The organism is Actinomadura syzygii (assembly GCF_008085905.1).
In the GTDB taxonomy this organism is placed as follows: domain Bacteria; phylum Actinomycetota; class Actinomycetes; order Streptosporangiales; family Streptosporangiaceae; genus Spirillospora; species Spirillospora syzygii.
The window spans coordinates 505,849-523,960 of sequence record NZ_VSFF01000001.1; the positions used below are offsets into that span (position 1 = coordinate 505,849).

Annotated in this window: 18 protein-coding genes; 2 read left to right on the forward strand and 16 right to left on the reverse strand. The window is 70.2% G+C overall.

Features of this window, described 5'->3' with window-relative positions; genetic code table 11:
- Positions 1–8: 8 nt before the first annotated feature.
- The 13 genes from FXF65_RS02535 to FXF65_RS02595 all read right to left on the reverse strand — a co-directional run bounded on the left by FXF65_RS02535 (position 9) and on the right by FXF65_RS02595 (position 13,848).
- Complete coding sequence (locus FXF65_RS02535; RefSeq protein WP_148348022.1) at positions 9–1,265, reverse strand: cytochrome P450; 1,257 nt, start codon at positions 1,263–1,265, stop codon at positions 9–11.
- On the reverse strand, positions 1,265–2,530 hold the full coding sequence (locus tag FXF65_RS02540; protein WP_148348023.1) for an amidohydrolase family protein: 1,266 nt from the start codon (positions 2,528–2,530) through the stop codon (positions 1,265–1,267). Before FXF65_RS02540 ends, FXF65_RS02535 begins: the two co-directional genes overlap by 1 nt.
- The gene (locus tag FXF65_RS02545; protein ID WP_222868336.1) at positions 2,530–3,345 is read right to left on the reverse strand and encodes a class II aldolase/adducin family protein; all 816 of its coding nucleotides are present in this window, start codon (positions 3,343–3,345) and stop codon (positions 2,530–2,532) included. Before FXF65_RS02545 ends, FXF65_RS02540 begins: the two co-directional genes overlap by 1 nt.
- A gap of 16 nt (positions 3,346–3,361) precedes the next feature.
- Entirely contained in the window at positions 3,362–4,639 is a 1,278-nt protein-coding gene (locus FXF65_RS02550; RefSeq protein WP_148348024.1) for an ABC transporter substrate-binding protein, read from the reverse strand.
- 58 nt (positions 4,640–4,697) lie between these two features.
- Positions 4,698–5,876 (reverse strand): zinc-dependent alcohol dehydrogenase, encoded by a 1,179-nt coding sequence (locus tag FXF65_RS02555; protein WP_222868337.1) that lies wholly within the window; start codon positions 5,874–5,876, stop codon positions 4,698–4,700.
- Positions 5,877–5,941: 65 nt separating this feature from the next.
- Complete coding sequence (locus FXF65_RS02560; protein ID WP_148348026.1) at positions 5,942–6,487, reverse strand: HD domain-containing protein; 546 nt, start codon at positions 6,485–6,487, stop codon at positions 5,942–5,944.
- 8 nt (positions 6,488–6,495) lie between these two features.
- Positions 6,496–8,163, reverse strand: a complete 1,668-nt coding sequence (locus tag FXF65_RS02565; protein ID WP_148348027.1) for a thiamine pyrophosphate-binding protein — start codon at positions 8,161–8,163, stop codon at positions 6,496–6,498.
- A 211-nt stretch (positions 8,164–8,374) separates the two neighbouring features.
- On the reverse strand, positions 8,375–8,920 hold the full coding sequence (locus FXF65_RS02570; RefSeq protein WP_148348028.1) for a potassium channel family protein: 546 nt from the start codon (positions 8,918–8,920) through the stop codon (positions 8,375–8,377).
- 551 nt (positions 8,921–9,471) lie between these two features.
- Positions 9,472–10,848: an NADP-specific glutamate dehydrogenase gene (gene gdhA / locus FXF65_RS02575; protein WP_148348029.1), complete on the reverse strand. Its 1,377-nt coding sequence runs from the start codon at positions 10,846–10,848 to the stop codon at positions 9,472–9,474.
- Positions 10,849–10,992: 144 nt separating this feature from the next.
- On the reverse strand, positions 10,993–11,637 hold the full coding sequence (locus FXF65_RS02580) for a DUF4360 domain-containing protein (RefSeq protein WP_148348030.1): 645 nt from the start codon (positions 11,635–11,637) through the stop codon (positions 10,993–10,995).
- 13 nt (positions 11,638–11,650) lie between these two features.
- Positions 11,651–12,322: a DUF4360 domain-containing protein gene (locus tag FXF65_RS02585; RefSeq protein WP_148348031.1), complete on the reverse strand. Its 672-nt coding sequence runs from the start codon at positions 12,320–12,322 to the stop codon at positions 11,651–11,653.
- 286 nt (positions 12,323–12,608) lie between these two features.
- The gene (locus FXF65_RS02590; protein ID WP_148348032.1) at positions 12,609–12,968 is read right to left on the reverse strand and encodes a DUF488 domain-containing protein; all 360 of its coding nucleotides are present in this window, start codon (positions 12,966–12,968) and stop codon (positions 12,609–12,611) included.
- 625 nt (positions 12,969–13,593) lie between these two features.
- Positions 13,594–13,848 (reverse strand): hypothetical protein, encoded by a 255-nt coding sequence (locus tag FXF65_RS02595; protein ID WP_148348033.1) that lies wholly within the window; start codon positions 13,846–13,848, stop codon positions 13,594–13,596.
- A gap of 83 nt (positions 13,849–13,931) precedes the next feature.
- On the opposite strand from FXF65_RS02595, the gene FXF65_RS02600 reads away from it, so the two are divergent.
- On the forward strand, positions 13,932–14,132 hold the full coding sequence (locus tag FXF65_RS02600) for a hypothetical protein (protein ID WP_148348034.1): 201 nt from the start codon (positions 13,932–13,934) through the stop codon (positions 14,130–14,132).
- A 221-nt stretch (positions 14,133–14,353) separates the two neighbouring features.
- Here FXF65_RS02600 and FXF65_RS02605 read toward each other — a convergent pair whose 3' ends face one another.
- Together FXF65_RS02605 and FXF65_RS02610 are read right to left on the reverse strand one after the other, a co-directional pair.
- A complete protein-coding gene (locus FXF65_RS02605) occupies positions 14,354–15,154 on the reverse strand; it encodes a hypothetical protein (RefSeq protein ID WP_148348035.1) in 801 nt (266 codons plus the stop codon).
- Positions 15,155–15,164: 10 nt separating this feature from the next.
- Positions 15,165–15,416: a hypothetical protein gene (locus FXF65_RS02610; RefSeq protein ID WP_148348036.1), complete on the reverse strand. Its 252-nt coding sequence runs from the start codon at positions 15,414–15,416 to the stop codon at positions 15,165–15,167.
- A gap of 760 nt (positions 15,417–16,176) precedes the next feature.
- Between FXF65_RS02610 and def the strand changes: the two genes are divergently transcribed.
- Positions 16,177–16,728 carry a peptide deformylase gene (gene def / locus FXF65_RS02615; RefSeq protein WP_148348037.1) on the forward strand — a complete coding sequence of 184 codons (552 nt, stop codon included), beginning with the start codon at positions 16,177–16,179 and terminating at the stop codon, positions 16,726–16,728.
- Here the strand turns inward: def and FXF65_RS02620 are convergent.
- A complete protein-coding gene (locus FXF65_RS02620) occupies positions 16,714–18,096 on the reverse strand; it encodes an SNARE domain-containing protein (protein ID WP_148348038.1) in 1,383 nt (460 codons plus the stop codon). The genes def and FXF65_RS02620 overlap by 15 nt on opposite strands.
- Positions 18,097–18,112 lie beyond the last annotated feature (16 nt).

The following is an 18,112-nucleotide window of genomic DNA, read 5'->3' on the forward strand; positions in this document are numbered from 1 at the left end:
TCGCGGGGCTAGCCCGACCAGGTGATGGGCAGGTTGGACGGGCCCCACATCATGAAGGAGTCGACGCGGGTCGGGTCGCCGTCCAGGCGCAGGCCGGGCAGGCGCTCGCCGAGCAGCTTCAACGAGATCCGCGCCTCCAGCCGGGCGAGGGCCGCGCCCGGGCACAGGTACTGGCCGACGCCGAACGACAGGTGGCGGCGGCGCAGGTCGGCGAGGTCGCGGTCGAGCCTGAACGTGTCGGGGTCGTCCCATGCCTCCGGGTCCCGGTTCGCGGACGCGTACAGGCCGTGCGCCTTCGACCCCTCCGGGATCTCGACGCCGTGCATGACGACCGGGCGGGTGTTGGTCCGGAACAGTCCGAGGACGGGCGGGTCGTAGCGGAGGCTCTCCTCCACCGCCGCGTCCACCAGTTCGGGACGCGCCCGGACGTCCTCCCACAGACCGAGGTCGAGCAGCCGCCACACCGCGTTCGCGATCAGCGAGGTGGTGGTCTCGTTACCGCCGACCAGCAGCAGCAGGATCAGCGGCAGCAGTTCCTCGGTCGTGAACGGGCGGCCGTCGTGCTCGGCGGTGAGCAGCGCGGTCAGCAGGTCGTCCGGGAGAGCGTCCGGGCCGGAAGACGCGAGCACCGCGCGCCGCTCCTCCAGCACCTCGCCGAAGTAGCCGTCGATCTTCGCGCGGGCCGCGCCCTGCACGGCCGGGTCGGCCGCGTTCTGCCCGGCCATGAACTGGTCCGACCACTCCTTGAACTCGTCCACCCCGGACGCGGGCACGCCCAGGATCTTCGCGATGACCAGCACCGGCAGCGGCACCGCGTACGCCGCGCACAGGTCGGCGCGGCCGTCGGCGGCGAAGCCGTCGATCAGGTCGCCCGCCGTCGCGGTGATCCAGTCCTCCAGCGCGGCGGTGCGGCGGGCCGTGAACGCCGCCGTCACGAGCCGCCGGTAGACGGTGTGCTCCGGCGGGTCGGACCGCAGCCCGCCCTCCTTCGTGAAGATCGGCCCCTGGCCCCACTCCGACGACCACAGGCCGACGTCGCCGAACAGCCCGGCGACGTCGGCGTGGCGCGACAGCGTGTAGAAGCCGTTCTCGCCGAACCCGGCGTGATGGTGCACGGGGCACCTCTCCCGCAGGGCGCGGTGCGCGGCGGCCGGATCCTCCAGCACCTCCGCCGCGAACGGGTCGTACTTCCCGCCGGAATTCCCGCCCGACTCCCCGCCGGACTTCCCGCCGGGCTCACTCCCGGCGGGGCGCATGACCGTCATCAGAAGGCGTTCGGGTCGGCCTGGACTTCGGCCGGGACGGGGAACCGGTACAGCTCGGACGCGTTCTGCCAGGTGAAGCGGCGCACGTCCGCGTCGGGCAGCCCGCCGATCTCCGACTCGATGACCGACTGGGTGTTCGGCCAGGTCGAGTCGCAGTGCGGGTAGTCGCTCTCCAGCAGGATGTTCTCCACCCCGATCCGGTCGCGGAGGACGAACGACGACTGGTCCTCGACGGCGCAGAACCAGAAGTTGCGCTTGAGGACCTCGGCCGGGGTGAGGCCGATGTCCTTCGTCCACGTCCCGTACATGTCGTGGTAGCTGAGCATGTGGTCGAGCCGGTCCATCAGCCCGGCGACCCAGCCGATGCCGCCCTCGCTCAGGCAGATCTTCAGGTCCGGGTAGCGGACGGGCAGCATCGAGTACAGCCAGTCGACCGCGGCGAACATCGCGTACCCGAAGAACAGCACGCCGACCGTGTCCGGCGGGGCGTCGTCGGCCGTCGCCGGGGACGTCCCGGACGACCCGATGTGCAGGTTCACGACCGTCCCGGTCTCGGCGCAGGCGCGCATGATCGGGTCCCAGTGCCCGGTGTGCAGGGACGGCAGCCCGAGCTTCTGCGGCGCCTCCGAGAACGTCACGGCCTTGAACCCGCGCTCGGCGTTGCGGCGGATCTCCTCCGCGCCCAGCTCCGGGTCGAGCAGCCACGGGATCTGGCACGGGATGATCCGGTCCGGGTACGACCCGGCCCAGTCCTCCAGGTGCCAGTCGTTCCACGCCCGGACGGACGCGAGCGCCAACTCCTGGTCGGACGTCGTGAGCTGCAACCGCTGCCCCGCGAACCCGGGCAGGAACGACGGGAAGTTGAGCGAGGCGTAGATGCCGGCGAGGTCCATGTCCTTGATGCGGTGGTGGATGTCCCACGCGCCGCGCCGCATCTCGTCGAACCGGGACGGCTCGAAGCTGTACTCCGAGACCGGGCGTCCGACGACCGCGTTGAAGCCGACGTTCGGGAACTCCTGCCCGTCGTACACCCACACCTCGGCGCCGTCGTCCCGCTCCACGATCTTCGGCGCGCGGTCGGCGAGCTTCGCGGGGAGGCGTCCCTCGAACGTGTCGGGCGGCTCGACGATGTGGTCGTCCACGGAGATGACGGTGTACTTGCGGTCCTGCCGGTCCGGCTCCGGCAGCCAGGTGGGGCCCTCGGCGCCCTTGCCGCCGGTGGTGAAGCCCAGGTCCGACGCGAGGTCGTCGATGTTGATGCTCATTACTGCACCACCTCCGGGTCGTTGCGGAGCAGCGCGCGGACGGCGCCGTTCCAGAAGAAGTCGGTTCCGCGTTCGAGCAGCGACGCCTTCATGCTGCGCCGCAGGCCGGGCGGCACGAGCGTGTGGTCGCGAGCTGACACCAGCACGTCATACATGAGTCGGCACTGCCGGTCGATGGTCGCGGCCCGGTAGGTGGTCTCCTCCACCGTGGGACCGGTCACGATCACGCCGTGGTTGGCGAGCAGCACCACCGACTTGTCGCCGATCCGGTCGGCGAGGTCGGCGCCGAGGTCGGCGTTCGCGATCTCGCCGGTGTACTCGTCGACGAAGGCGAGGTCGCCGTCGAACATCGACCCGGTCTGGTGCAGGAACTCCGGCAGGACGCCGAGCGCCGCCAGCACCGTCGAGTAATACGGGTGGTTGTGCACGACGACTCGCACGTCCGGGCGGCGGCGGTGCAGTTCGGTGTGGATATGGATGGCGGGGGTGACGTCCCACTTGCCGTCCAGGACCTCCGCGTCGGGCGACACCTTGCAGATGTCGGACGCGGTGATCTCCTCCCACCACAGGCCCCACGGGTTGACCAGCAGGTCGTGCGTGTCGCCCGCGCGAAGTGTGATGTGGCCCGCGATGTTCTCGCTGAAGCCCGACGTCCCGAGGATCCGGAACGCGCAGGCCAGCTTCTGCCGGTCGGTCAGCTCCAGGCCGATCGGCGGCATCACCTTCGGCGTCCACTCGGCCGCGCCTCCCGCGACCGGGGCCGGTGCCTGGCGCTCCCGGTTTATGTCAGTGTGCGTGTCAGTGTCCGTTGTCACGGTGACCTCCCTTCCGTCAGCCACAGGCGGGCTGGTAGGTGGGCCACTGGCGGCCCGGCTTGCTGTTCTCGAACTGCATGAGGATCAGGCCGCACAGCCCGTCCGTCCCGCTGTGCTTGCCGGGCTTGAAGGACAGGGTGTAGCCCTTCTGGCCGAACGACGACGGGTAGGCCGCCACCTGCTCCAGGCCCTTGTTGATGGACTCGCCGTCCAGCTTCGACCCGGCCTTCTCGATGGCCTTCACGAGCATCCCGATCGCGTCGTACGCCTGCGCGTCGTACGCCGTCACGCCCACCGTCCCGCCGCGCTTGCCGGACAGGAACTTCTGCAACTCGGCGGTCTTGTCGTTCTCGTCGGTGATCGACCCGACGAACACGAGCTTGTCGAGCGCGCCCGGCTTCGCCTGCCCCCACAGGTCGGGCTGGTTGCCGATGGACGCGAGCGAGAACCGGTCGGCGTCCGGGATGAGCTGGTGCGCCGTGTTGTGGACGAGCACCTCCATCTGCCCGCCGAGCGCGGCGACGAGCATCGCGTCCGGCTTCGCCCGCTTGATGCGGGTGACCTGCGCGGTGACGTCGTTCGCGTCCACCGGGGCCGTCTCGGTCGCGACGACCTCGATGCCCGCGTCCTTGATCGGCGTCATCAGCGCCTTCTCCATCCCGGCGATGGACGCGCTGTCGTCCTTGAACAGGGCGAGCCGCTTGAACCCGGCCTTCTTGAACGCCTCCGCGTAGACCTTGCCGAAGTCGGACGTCGGGTTCGCGAGCGAGTACGTGTAGGCGGAGTTCGGACCGTCCCCGATGCCGGGCGTGATGTTCACCGGCGCGATCGCGGGCACCTTCTGCTGCTTCAGCAGCGCCTGGACCTGGAGCACCGACTGCCCGCCGGAGTTCATGATCACGGCCTGCGCGCCCTGGCTGAGCAGCTGCCGGACGACCGTCGGCGCCTTCGTCGCGTCGTTGTCGTCGCTCTTCACGACCAGCTTCAGCTTCTTGCCGCCGACCCCGCCGCCGTCGTTGACCTGCGCGACCGCGTCCTTGATCGTCTTCCCGACGATGGAGGCGTACGCGGCGGCGCCGCCGGACAGGTCCTGGTCCATCCCGATGACGATCGTGTCGTCATCGGTCTTCACCGACCCGGACCCGGACGCGCACGCGCTCGCCACCAGCACGGGCACCGCCGCCGCGACCACGACCAGCGCCTTCCCCGCCCGCCCGCGTCTCGCGAACGCCGTACTCGCGAATGGCCTACTCGCGGAACCAGAACTCGTGAACGCCTTGCTCTTGAAAGCCATGGGGGTTGTCCTCCTGGGGGTGGGTTGGAGGCGGGGGGACGGTCTGACCTGTGCTGATCTATTCCTGAACGGCCTGGTCTGGATTGGTCTGGTCTGGAGTGGGGCGGTCAGGGGTGGTGTGGTCGGGGGTGATCACGACGCTGATCGGCCTGGATCCCGGACGGTTTCCGGCGAGGGTCTCGATGGCCTCGGCGGCGTCCTGGAGGCCGAAGGTGTGGGTGACGAGCCGGTGCAGCGGATGCTCGCCCGAGTTGATCAGCGCGACCGCCCGGCGGAACGACGTGTGCCCCACCGCCCGGACGCCCTGGACTCGCAGGCCCTTCGTGACGACGTCGTCGCTGATCCAGCCGGGCACGGGCCGCCCGCCCTTCAGCCCGGCGAGGATGACCGTCCCGCCGGGCCGGGCGAGCGTCATCGCGTCCAGGACGGTCTGCGGGTCGTAGGCGGCGACGTCGATCACGACGTCCGGCTGGACGCCACCGGTCGACTCCAGCACCTTCGCCGGGACGCCGCCCCCGTCCGCGTTCACACCGTCCGCCTCCCCGCCGTCCACTTCCACGGCGGCGGTCGCGCCGAGTTCCAGCGCCAGGTCGAGCTTGTGCCGGTCGGACGCGAGTCCGGTGACGATCACCGGGTCGGCGCCCGCCGCCCGCGCCGCCAGCACGCAGGCGAGTCCGCGCTGCCCGGCGCCGAGCACGACCACGCAGTCGCCCGCGCGGGTGCCCGGCACCTCCACCGCCCACTCGACCCCGGCGGCGACCGCGTTGAACGTCGCGGCGGTCGTCGGGGCGACGGCGTCCGAGACCTTGTGGACGACGCTGTTCGCGTGCAGGTACATGTGGTCGGCGAACCCGCCCCACAGCGCGGGCGGGATCTTCGCGGGGATGAAGCCGTAGCTCATCGGAAAGTGGTCCCAGCCCGCGCACAGGACGTAGCGGCCCGTCCGGCAGTCGCGGCACGCGCCGCACGGCAGCGCGGGCTCGACCACGACCCGGTCGCCCTCGACGATCCCCCAGCGCCGCGCCGCCCGCGCCCCGATCGCCGCGATCCGTCCGACCGGCTCGTGTCCTGGGACGAACGGCGACGTCGGTCCGATCGTGTCGAACAGCGCGCCGCTGTACTCCTCGACGTCCGTGCCGCAGATGCCGCACGCCTCGACGCGGAGGAGCGCCTCGTCCGGACCGATGTCGGGCAACGGCAACTCGACCAGGTCGAGGTTCCCGGGACCGCGCTGCAAAACGACACGCGCCGCCCCCGACCTGTTCCGAGGACGCTGGAGACGCGTCCCGCCACAGGAACTCGTCATTTGGTGATGGTTCGGATGCCGCCGAAGACGCGGCGGACGCGCGGGGCGAAATGCTCCAGCGGAGGCGTGTCGAAGCCGGGGTCGAAGGCGAGCTGGTCCCACTCGTCCGCGAACTGGACGGCCTGGGCGTACCAGGGACGGTCGGCGAACGAGTCGCGCTCCGCCGGGTCCCAGCCGAAGTGGTGGCCGTAGTGCTTGGCCTCGAATGTCTGGTGCGCGTAGATGATTCGGTACACCTCGTCCCGGACGTAGGGCCGGAGGATCTCGGCGGCGACCGCCGCGTGGTTCGCCGTGGAGATCACCTTGCCCATGTCGTGGCACAGCGCGGCGACGACCATCTCGTCGTCGGCGCCCGCCGCCTCCGCGTGCGCGGCGGTCTGGAGGCTGTGCTGGAGCTGGTCGACGGCGAACCCGTCGCTGAACGCCGACAGGCTCGCCAGCATCGGCATGACCCGGTCGGGCGCGTCGTCCTGCGTCTTCAGGGTCTCGCGGCGGATGTGCAGCCACTCCTCGCGGGTTCCCTCGTCCATTCGGGTGAACATGTGCCTCCTTACCGGTAGCGCGGCCGGAAGTCCGGGTCCGCGGGGTCGAGCCCGTTCTCGTGCTCGGCGAACCAGCGCGTCCGCACGTTGCGGGTCAGCCGCGCGTCCACCAGCACCGGGCCGGACGGATCGGCGATCAGCGTCTTGAGGTCGTCCAGCTCACCGGGCGTCAAGACGGTCACGGCCTGCGCGCCGAACGCGCGGGCGACGGCCGCGAAGTCGGGACGCGGGATCAGCGACAGCCCGACGTCCATGCCGCGGTGCAGCATGTTGTGGTACTCGTAGCCGAACGCGGCGTCGTTCATGACGACGACCACGAGCCGCAGCCTGCGGCGGACGGCCGTGTCCAGTTCGGCGAGGTTCATCATCAGCGCGCCGTCCCCGGTCACGGCGAGCGTCACCCGGTCGGGACGCGCCGTCGCCGCGCCGATCGCGGACGCCAGCCCGAGCCCGATCGACCCGAAGTTGACCGGGAACACGAACCCGGACGGATCCGGCACCGACAACCCGCGGCACGGCTCGGACAGCGCGGCGTGCCCGCCCTCGACGACGAGCGTCCGCTCCCTCGGGACCATCCGCTCCAGCGCCGCCACCACCGTGTGCGGGTCGAGACCGGTCTCGTCACTGGCGTCCGGGAACTCGTTCTCGTAGGCGTATTCGGCGATGCGCCTCTCGATCTCGGGCGTCCGCCAGCCGGTCTTCGGCTCGACGGTCTCGGTGAGCATCCGGGCGAGCGCGCCCGCGTCCCCGAGAATCCGCAGGTCGGCGGACACCCACTCGCCGAACGCCTCCGCCCGGACGTCGTTGTGGACGATCACCGGGTCGCCCGCCAGCATCCGGCCGCCGTCCACGGTGAAGGAGTTCAGCCCGGCGCCGACCGCGAGGATGAGGTCGGAGCTTCGGATCAGCTCCCGTCCGAGCGCGGTGGCGAACCCTCCGCACACGCCGACATCGAACGGATCTCCGCCGAAGAACCCCTTGGCCTTCAACGTGGTGGCGAGCAGCGCCCCGGCACGCTCGCCGAGGACGGCCAGGTCGTCACGCGCGTGCGCGGCCCCCCGTCCCGCCACGATCACCGGACGTTCGGCCCGCGCGAGCGCCTCCGCAACGCGCGCGACCTCCTCGACGCTCGGCGGGGGCACGGGCGCCCGATCTTCGCGGAACGTTCCAGCCTCGCCGGTCCCGGCGTCCAGGCCGAGCAGCGTCGTCGGGACGTTCAGCACGATCGGCCGCCGCTCGACGAACGCCCTTCGCACGGCGCGCACCGTGTCCGCGCCCGCCGACTCTGCCGAGTGGACGTGCTGGACGCCCGCACCCGTCGGACGGACCACGTCCTCCTGGTCGATGGCCTGCGGGTTGCGCCGGTCGCCCGGCGGCGTGTCGGCGGCGACGACCAGCATCGGCGTCCGCGCCCGCGCGGCCTCGGTGAGCGCGGTCACCGCATTGGTGAGCGCCGGCCCGTGCGTAACTGTCGCAACACCGAGCCGCCCACCCGCACGCGCATACCCGTCGGCCATGAGGACGGCCCCGTCCTCCCGAGCCGCCGCGACGTAGTCAGCCCCATGCACCCGGACGAGAACGTCCAGGATCGGCAGATTCCCGTCGCCCAGCACCCCGAACACGCACGAGACCCCATGCGCGGCGAGCGTGCTCGCCACCACCTCGGCCACCCGCATCAGCGCCTCCCAACGCGGCCGCCCAACCCGCCGCACTGAGAGGGACTATCTTATAAAAGAAAGCCACCAGTCAAGAGCCCCCACCTCCCGAAACCAACCCACCCCGCCCGCCACCCCAACGCGCTGTTCGGTGAGTGGTGTGCGTTCCCTGTTCCGGCGGGCCCTCGGTCGGCGGCGGGGCGTTCCGAGGTTCGATGCGAGGCGGCCGGGGTTAGCGGGGGGTGTCTGAGGGGTGGTCTGCGTCGTGGGCCTGGCGTTCAATGCCGCGGCGCATGGCCTCCAGGAACACCTTTGCGGCGAAGCCCAGGAAGACCAGGTCGCCGAGCATCTGCACGGTCGTCAGCCCGCGTGCCACCTGGGACACGGGGACGATGTCGCCGAATCCGACCGACGCGAACACCGTGATCGTGAAGTACAGCGAGTCGACGTGCGTCAGCCGCTCGTTGAATCCGGGCGGATCGTTGTTGGCGAGCAGGCAGTAGCCGGTCGCGAACGCCAGCACGAACAGCGGGACGGACGTCGCCAGCGCCTCCGCCGTCCGCAGCCGCGGCGACGGCGCCCGCACGATCGCCCGCGCCTGCCAGCCCATGAGCCCCGCGAGCGCGACCAGCAGGGCGCCGAGCGCCACCGCCGACGCCGTGGTGAACGACCTGGTCAGCGGTGCCGCGAAGAACGCGCCGAGCAGGACCGCCGTCGTCAGCGCGACGCGCAGGACGGTCCGGAGCAGGGGCCCGTGGCGGGCCGGGCGAATGTCCACGCAGTGTTCATGCCCGCTGACGGACCGTACGTGCCGCCATCGACACGCGAGGATCGTTCGGCTTCAGAAGCCCTTCTGAAGTCGTTCAATTCGCGCGAACAACCTGCTCCGGAGGGTCGTTCAGCGCCATTGATGGCCCGACTGTATGGATCGTTCGCTTTTGGACGTATTCCAGATGGGGACTCGCAAGACGAGCCCCAGGTAGAAAAAACCCTGCTCAGAACGCCTACTGCCTAGAACGCGTTGCCAGAGGGTGACGCCCCGTCCCGTCCAGAAGAACAGACCACACCCTGGTCAGAACGCTCCATGCTGAGGCGTGCCCGCCCAGCACCGTGCCCAGAGCAGGGCACGGCGGTGCCCAGAGCAAGGCACGGCGCTGCCCAACCACGCCCGATCAAACACGCCTGTTGAGATGAACCCCGCACCAGACCACGCCCTTGAGCGGGAGACGTCCTGCCCGGGAAACAAACCTGCTCGGGAACGGCCTGAGCAGACGCGCCCTGCCCAGCAGACACCCTGCTCAGCAGGCATCTTGCCCAGCAGAGATCCAGTCAGATGAGGCCCTGGGCGAGCATTGCGGCGGCTACTCGTTCGAAGCCCGCGATGTTGGCGCCGACCACGTAGTCGCCGGGGGCGCCGTAGCGTTCGGCCGTTTCGTAGCAGGTCGCGTGGATGTCGCTCATGATCCCGGCCAGCTCGTCCTCGACCTGGGCGAACGACCAGGCGGCGCGGGCCGCGTTCTGGCGCATCTCCAGGGCGCTCACCGCGACGCCGCCCGCGTTCGCGGCCTTGCCGGGGCCGAAGGCGACGTCCGCCTCCTGGAAGATGTGGACGGCCTCGGGCGTGGTGGGCATGTTCGCGCCCTCCGAGACGGCCTTCACGCCGTTGCGGACGAGGAGCGCGGCGGCGTCGGCGTCCAGCTCGTTCTGCGTCGCGGACGGCAGCGCGATGTCGGCGGGGACGTCCCAGACCCGGCCGCCCGCGATGTAGCGGGCCGACGATCCGCGCAGGTCGGCGTAGTCGGAGACGCGGCCCCGGTCGACCTCCTTGACGTGCTTGAGCAGGTCGAGATCGATGCCCTTGTCGTCCACCACGTAGCCGCCGGAGTCGGACACGGTGATCACGTTCGCGCCGAGCTGCTGCGCCTTCTCGATCGTGTAGATCGCGACGTTGCCGGACCCGGAAACGACGATCTGCTGGCCGTCGAGGTCCTCACCGCGGTGCCGGAGCATCTCGGCGGTGAAGAGAACGTTCCCATAGCCGGTGGCCTCGGTCCGGCCCGCGGAGCCGCCCCACAGCATGCCCTTGCCGGTGAGGACGCCCGCCTCCCACCGGTTCGTGACCCGGCGGTACTGCCCGAACAGGTAGCCGATCTCGCGGCCGCCGACGCCGATGTCGCCCGCCGGGACGTCGGTGTGCTCGCCGACGTGGCGGTACAGCTCCGTCATGAACGACTGGCAGAACCGCATGACCTCCTCGTCGGAGCGGCCGTGCGGGTCGAAGTCGCTGCCGCCCTTGCCGCCGCCGATGCCGAGCCCGGTCAGCGCGTTCTTGAAGATCTGCTCGAAGCCGAGGAACTTCACGATGCCGAGGTTCACGGTCGGATGGAACCGCAGCCCGCCCTTGTACGGGCCGAGCGCGCCGTTGAACTCGACGCGGAACCCGCGGTTGACGTGGACGCGGCCCTCGTCGTCCTGCCAGGGGACGCGGAACATGATCTGCCGCTCGGGCTCGAGCAGCCGCTCCAGCAGCCGGGCCTCACCGAGACCGGCCCGCGCGGCCAGGACCGGGCCGAGGGACTCAAGCACCTCGTGGACGGCCTGGTGGAACTCCCCCTCACCGGGATCGCGTCGCAGGACCCGCTCGTAGGTCTCCTCCAGGACGGCCAGGATCTCGGGCGGGGCCGGCAGACGGGGGGCCAGGGGCATGGTGAAGGTCCTTCCTCAGACAACCCCTCCACTGTAAAACCTGTCCTCACCGGCTTTGACAGGCACGCCATGACCTGGGCGAAACATGGAACGCCGGGCCGCGTCCTCCCTGGGTGAGGGCGCGGCCCGGCGAAAGACGGAAGGTCAGGCGGCAGGGCATTGCTTCCACGCGAAGTGATACGTGGTCTTGACGCTTCCGTCTGTGGAGTCGAAGGCCAGGAAGCTGGTCTCCGACGATCCGCCCGCGTAAACGCGGAGCTCGGTGTTGATGTTGAAGTTACGGTCTTCGCCGCACGGCTTCCAGACAAGCTCGGCGACGTCGGTCCGGTCGGAGAACTGCCAGTTGTCGGAGTACTCGCCCTTGATCGCGTGGCTCACGGGCGTGGTCTGCGACTGACCCTGGTGGTAGTAGCTGGCGCGCTCCAGACCGGAGGCGCCGTCCGCCAGGCTCGCGAAGCCGCGGTAGTCCGCCCCGGCGATCGCGTAGGTGAATCCCTGCGGCACGTGGACGCGGAGGTTCAGCTGGCAGTTCTTGCGGAAGTCGGTCGGCTTGGAGCCGCCGCCCGCCTGTGCGAGGTAGTCACTGTAGGTGACGGTGAACCCGGTGTTGTCGCTCGCCGGCGCGACCGCGGCGGTACCGGCGGGGCAGCCGGAGCCGTTCACGGTCAGGACGTCGATGACGATCCTGTCCGGGGGAGGGGTGGTGTCTGCGTGTGCTGCGGAGGCGATGGACGCCGGTAGCGCCAGGGCGGCCGCGCAGGCCGCCGAGACGGTCAGACCCTTGCGCATTTTTTCTACTCCTTTACCAGGCCGGGGGGCAGGTCATCCACGCGAAGTGGTACGTGGTCTTGATGCTGCCGTCGGTGGAGTCCATGGAAATGAAACTCACGTCGTCGGCGGCGGAAGTACCCTTCGCCACTCGCAGTTCGGTGTTGATGTTGAAGTTGCGCTCTTCGCCGCACGGCTTCCACACCAACTGGGCCACGTCGTTCGTGTCCGTGAACTGCCAGTTGTCCGCGTACTCGCCACTAATGTTGTGCGTTCTGGTGGCGGTCTGCGCCTGCCCCTGGAAGTAGTAGCTCGCCTTTTCCACGGCAGTGGCGCCGTGGGCCAGGCTGGCGAACCCCCGGTAGTCGGTAGAGGAGATCGCGTAGGTGAATCCCTGCGGGACGTGCACCTTCATGCTGATCTGGCAGTTCTTGCGGAAATCGGTCGGCTTCGCGTCGCCGCCGATCTGCGCGAGGTAGTCGCTGTACGTGACAGTGAATGCCTCTTTGTCTTCCGACACCGCGACGGCGGCGGTACCGGCGGGGCAGCCGGAGCCGTTCACTGTCGCGATCTCGATGGTGACTCCCTTAGGCCCGGGAACGAAGTACGAGCCGTAAGAACCGGCCGAGGCCGGCGCGGCCGTCAGGGCCGTCACCGCGGCCACGGCCATTGCGCCCGCGGCGCAGCTGGCGATCCCTTTTCGCATGCGATTCCTCCTTCTTGGCCCTGCGCAAACGGAGCGTAAACTCGGCTGATCAACTTGGTCAATCACCACTTTTTAACAATAGAAAACGATCGAAGCCGTCGCGGTTGACGGGCGTGATCAGGAGAAATGGAAGGTCCAACGGCCGAGTTTCGAATGGGACCGTTCCATCAAGCTCGTTTGAACGTTTCAACCGCTCATCCAGAACCCATAGAAAACGGCCCCGGGGTACCTCGCGCGGAAAGCGCGAGCCCAGGGCCTTGTCACACTCGGTGACCAGAAGGCCGCGTCAGCCCTCGGCGCGCAGCCGGGCCGCGAGAACGGCCGCCTGACTGTGCTCGACGTCCCTGGTCGCGGTCAGGAGAGTGAGGGGACCCCGTCCCGCAAGCCCTCGTAGACGGTCGTAGGCCGCAGCTCGTTCAGGCTCGTTCAGTTCGCCTTCATATCGGCGGGTGAACTCCTCGAACCTGTCCACCCGGTGCCCGTACCACTTGCGCAGATCGGTGGACGGGGCGACGTCCTTCTCCCACTCGTCCAGGTGGGCCTTCTCCTTGGACAGACCACGCGGCCACACGCGATCGACCAGCACCCGCCGCCTGCCGTCGTCGTCCGAGGCGGGCTCGTACACCCTGCGCAGCCTCACGTCCATGATCCCCCTCCGCTGCCTGTCTACCCCGACCGGCCCGGACGCCGGACGCCGGGGTCCCCTCTACGCTCCCCGCACCGTCCCCGACGACACACGACCCGTGCCGCACCCACGGAAAACACACCCCCGAGCCACCCGCTGACCAGGCATTCCAACAGCCCCTCGCCGGAGACAGACGGCTGTCGGCCCACGCCGCAGATGCACCGCCGAAGACACCCCGAGAGCTATCCACCAAGGCCACACCCTGAAGCCCCCCGAGCAAGCCCCCACGACCACACGCAGGCGCGTAACCACACGCGGACCCACGCAGGTACGCGCGGAGATGCGGGTCCGTGGGTCGAAGCCCCCACGGACCCGAGGAACGCAGAAGGATGCGCGGATACGCGGGGGGACGCGGAGACAGGCGCGCGAGGATATTCGGGGATACGCGGGAACGCGCGGGGACGCGCGGGGACGCGCGGGGACGCGCGGGGACGCGCGGGGACGCGCGGGGACGCGCGGGGACGCGCGGGGACGCGCGGGGACGCGCGGGGACGCGCGGGGACGCGCGGGGACGCGCGGGGACACGGCGCAGGGACACGGCGCGGGGGTGGGGGTGGGTGGTGGCGGCGGTGGGTGTGACGGATTGTTACGGGTTGCGGGGTGGGGGTGGTGGGCGGTCGGCGGCCGTGCGGCGGGCGAACTCGGCGGCGGCGGTGCGGCGGGCGAACTCGCCTGCCACTGCGCGGCTGAGTACGTCGTCGTCCGGTCTGTGACGTTCCAGGAAGGCGAGTGCGTCGGCCAGTTCGCCGGCGGTAAGGCGTCCTACCGGCTTCGCGGCCCAGCGTGGCGGCGCCGGGCCGGGACGGCCGCCGTACGGCGCGGCGCGCGGTTCCGAGTTCACGGGTCGCATCCTTTCCTTTTCGCTCTCGGATGGCGGCGGCGCGGCGGCCCGTCCGCCGTAACCCGGTCGAATAGGATTGGCGCGTGCATTGGTGGAGCCAACTCGCCTTCGACGCGGCGGCTGAGTCGCAGGCCGCGGATCCGTCCCCGGGAAATCAAATGGCGGCCGCCCAGGTGCACGCGCTCGTTTCGATCGCGGAGGCATTGCATCGTGTCGCGGCGGCGCTGGAGGAGGAGGACGGTCCCGAGATCGTCCCGGCGGTGCCCGCGCGTCCGAAAAAGTGAAGTACCGGTGCGCCCGCGGAGGGCGCACCGGTATTCGTCCAACGTTTCACACACCGGCATTTCGCATACCGGCTTTCCGGGTACCCGCGATTCAGGCACCGCTGTTTCGCGAGTCGCAGTTGCATGGACCGATGTTGTACGGACCGATGCTGCTCGGACCGGTGTTTCGAGGGCCGCTGTTGCGCAGGCTGCTGTTGCGCGGGTCGGTGTTCGGGTGGTGGTCAGGCATCGCTGAACGACCTGCGCTCCGTCCGGCCGTTGGAGCTCGCGGCGAGGCGGGAGGTCTTGGCGACGGGTGGGCGGGGCGGCGGGATCTCTGCGGTGTGGTCGGTGTCCGGCTTCGGGTCGGCGGGCTTGTCCGCGGGTTCCGGCTCGCGCGGCTCCTCGCGGGGCCGGTCCCGGAGCCGCCGGGCGGCCTGTCGGAGGGCGCGCTCGCCGACCAGCCGGGTCAGTTCAAGCCCCCAGCAGTCCAGCTTGTCGGCATCGGTGAGGTCGTCGCGGTGGCTGAGCTCGGCGGCGAGTCCGCCGAGCCGCTGCGCCTCGGCCAGGTCGAACTCGCGCATGAGGTGGCAGCACAGTTCGGCGAGGGCCGCGTGGTCGCGGACGTACGACAGCCCGGCGAGGTCGTCGCGGGACAGCCTGCTCAGCGCGCGTTTGCGGGCCAGTTCGCCGTCCGCGAGCCGCAGCACGCCGCCGAGCAGCGCGACGGGGCCGGTGCCGATCGTCCCAGGCGAGGCGGGTCCGAACGACATGCGCAGGGCGGCCGCGGACACGATCGCGGCGACGATCACCCGGACGGCCATGAGGTTCGCGGGCGGGGTCGTCAGGGGCAGCCCGAACGTCCAGCCGGACGCGGTCACCGCGATCAGCGCGACGATCGACGCGCTCGCGTTGATGAAGACGAACAGCAGCCCGCCCGGGGACAGCAGCGCGGCGAACGGCTTGTCGCGGTATCGCGCGACCAGTTCGGCGAGGCCGATCGCGCCGCCGATCACGGCGGCGAGGATCATCTCGACGGTCATGGACCTTCCTTTACGCGCTGCGGGCGGTCAGTCGGCCGAACGGGGACTCCCACCGCTGGCCGTCGGCGTTCTCGCGGTTCGGCGGCACCGCGGCGGGACGCGGCCGGGACGCGAGCCCGGCCCGCTCGACCTCCAGGAAGACGAGCAGCCACTCCGCGGGGCCGGCGGCGAGTCCGGTGTGGGGGCGCAGCGCCCGTTCGCGCGCGCCGAGAAAGGCCAGGAGCCATCCGGTGGGTCCGGCGCTTCTAATGCGTGAATCCATGGGGGAGACCATTCCGCAGCGGGGCGAGGAAGTCGAACTCCGCCGCGCCGATTTTTCCGGTCGGCGGGTTCGTGGATGCGTTCACCGATACCTCGCGAGGTACGCCCTGGAATGTCGTGGAGAGGTGCGGGAATCTTCTTGCCCTTGGGCCGGTGCGCATTTTCGTTGGAACGGGCCAGGACATTTCTTTGCGAAAGATTCCAGTGCGGCGGAAGGAGCTGAAGGGGCGGGAGTCGCCGGGTGGGAATTTCGGGGTCGTCCGGGTGCGGGAAGGGCTGTGAACGGAGAGCTTGCCGTTAACGGACGGAGGGGCCACTTCCCCCGAAGTGACCCCTCTCTCCCCGTTCCGCCGAGCCGAGCCGGGACGCGCACACAGGACCGGCCGCTCCCCCCGAAGCGGCTCGTCCCGGCCCGCCCGGCGGATGTGTAGAAAGTAGCGACCTGGACCCACCGTGGCGGTGGCTTTACCCCTGCGCGTCGATGAGCGGGCCACAGTATGCGACGAACGGACCACGCTCCGCGTTCGCCCAGCCCCCGCTGTGCGGCCCCAGCGCGACACCCGACCCGACACCGGCGCCAGCATCGGCGCGGCATCGGCGGCGTGACGACGGAACTCCCCCGCGACGAAGCCCAGGCGGCGGTTGGCGAGGCTGAGCCTCGGTGGCGGAGCAGTGACGTGGTACCGGGGCAATATGTGGTCGTTACGCTTGTGGGGGCGGTCGCCACGTGGGCGGAGCGCTTGTCGGGAGGGACGCGGCCGATGGCGGGACAGGTGCGACCGATCACGCTCGTGGGGACTCCGGTCCTGCACGCGCCGTGCCGGCATGTCGAGGACTTCGACGCCGCGCTGGCGGAGCTGGTCGACGACATGTTCGCCAGCATGTACGAGGCGGACGGCGTCGGCCTCGCCGCCAACCAGATCAGCGTCGACCTGCGCGTCTTCGTCTTTGACTGCCCGGACGCGGACGGCACGCGGCACCGGGGCGCCGTCGTCAACCCCGTCCTGGAACTGCCCGCGCTGGAGGACAGGCGGCTGGACGACGGCGACGAGGGCTGCCTGTCCGTGCCCGGTCCGCACGCGCGGCTGGCACGTCCGGACCACGCGGCCGTGCAGGGCTTCGACGTCGGCGGAAAACCGGTCAGGGTCGAGGGGACGGGCCTGCTCGCCCGCTGCCTCCAGCACGAGACCGACCACCTGGAGGGCAGGCTCTACATCGACCGTCTCTCCGCCCGTGCCCGTAAGAAGGTGCTGAAGGAGTACGAGGCGGCGCGGGCGGAGGCCGAGGAGTCGCTCGCGTCAGGCGGCCAGTAGCCGTTCGTATTCGTAGAGTGCACCGCCGAACTCCCTGATCGGCACCTCGCACGCGTGTCCGGGAAGCCACAGATGCTCCAGCCGGACGGCCTGCGCGTCCACCCGCAGGTGGCAGGCGTTTCCGGTGTACTCCCACCCCGGACGCGCACCCCGGACGACCTCCAGGTGGTGGCGATGGCACTGCACGTCGTGGAGCAGGAACGCGGCGAGGACATGGCGCGGGCCGTTCACGGTTGACGGGAACACGCTCGCGCTGGACGCCGCCGACACCAGGTCGACGCCGGAGTCGGCCAGCTCCGGGAAGAACACCCGCACGTGCTTGAGCACGCCTCCAACCTCGATCGGTTCGCAGGGGAGGCGCAGCACTGACTCTGGATCGACGTAGCCGTGTACCGGAACGCCTGCCACGACCCCGGACCACGCTCCTGGGATGCCACTCACGAAACGGGCTCGCGGGAGGGCTGTCCCTAGCTCGGCCATGAGGCGCTCAGGGTCAATGCCACGCGGCATGAATGTCTTGGTGCCGCTGCGTAGGCGCTTCCCGGTTTCGTCGAGGACGGCGAGGTCCGCCCAACAGGGGCCGGTCCCGGTCTCAAGGACGCCGTGGGGAAGGCATGCGTCCGGGTGCGGGGTAAGGCCCGCCAGGTCCTCCAGGACGGAACGCTGCGTCCGGACGAGACCCCACCCTTGCGTCCGCCACGACACTGACCCAAGCGCCAACGTCGCCGCAACAGACTCACCAGGCGCCGTCCCACCGAACACAGCTCCACCGGACACAGTCCCGCTGTATGCCGCCCCACCGATTGGCTCGTTCAGCGATGCCCTGTTCAGCGCGGACTCGTTCACCGCCGCCCCATGGAGCGATGATTCATCCAACGTCGACCTGTTCAGGGGCGGCTCGTGGGGCGGCGGCCGGTGTGTCGCGGCACCGTCCAGGGGTGTCCTGTTCGGTGGCGGTCCCTGCGTCGGCGGCTCGTTGGGGGTCGGCCTGGTCAGGGAAGGGTTGTTTGGCGGCGGCTCGGTGACGGCGCGTTCGAGGCTGCGGCGGTTTTGCAGGGTGCCGACCTCCTGGAGGTACTCGTCCAGGCATTGGCGCAGGATGGTCGGGTCGAGGTCGCAGGACGCCCACCCGCCGATGTCCCGCACGTGGACGATCGTCCCGTCGAAGTCGAGGCGGTGGTAGCGGTAGTGCTCCTGCCAGGGCTCGGCGGGGGCGCCGCGCAGCCGTCCCTGGGCGCGGACGATCGCGGCGACGTCTTCGCCCAGGTCGTTGATAAGGAAGTCGCGCAGCGGGGCGTGCAGCGGATCGGTCTCCACGGCCACCCGCACCCCGTCACTGCGGAACCGCACCGGAAGCGACATCGCCATCCGGGTGATTATGCCG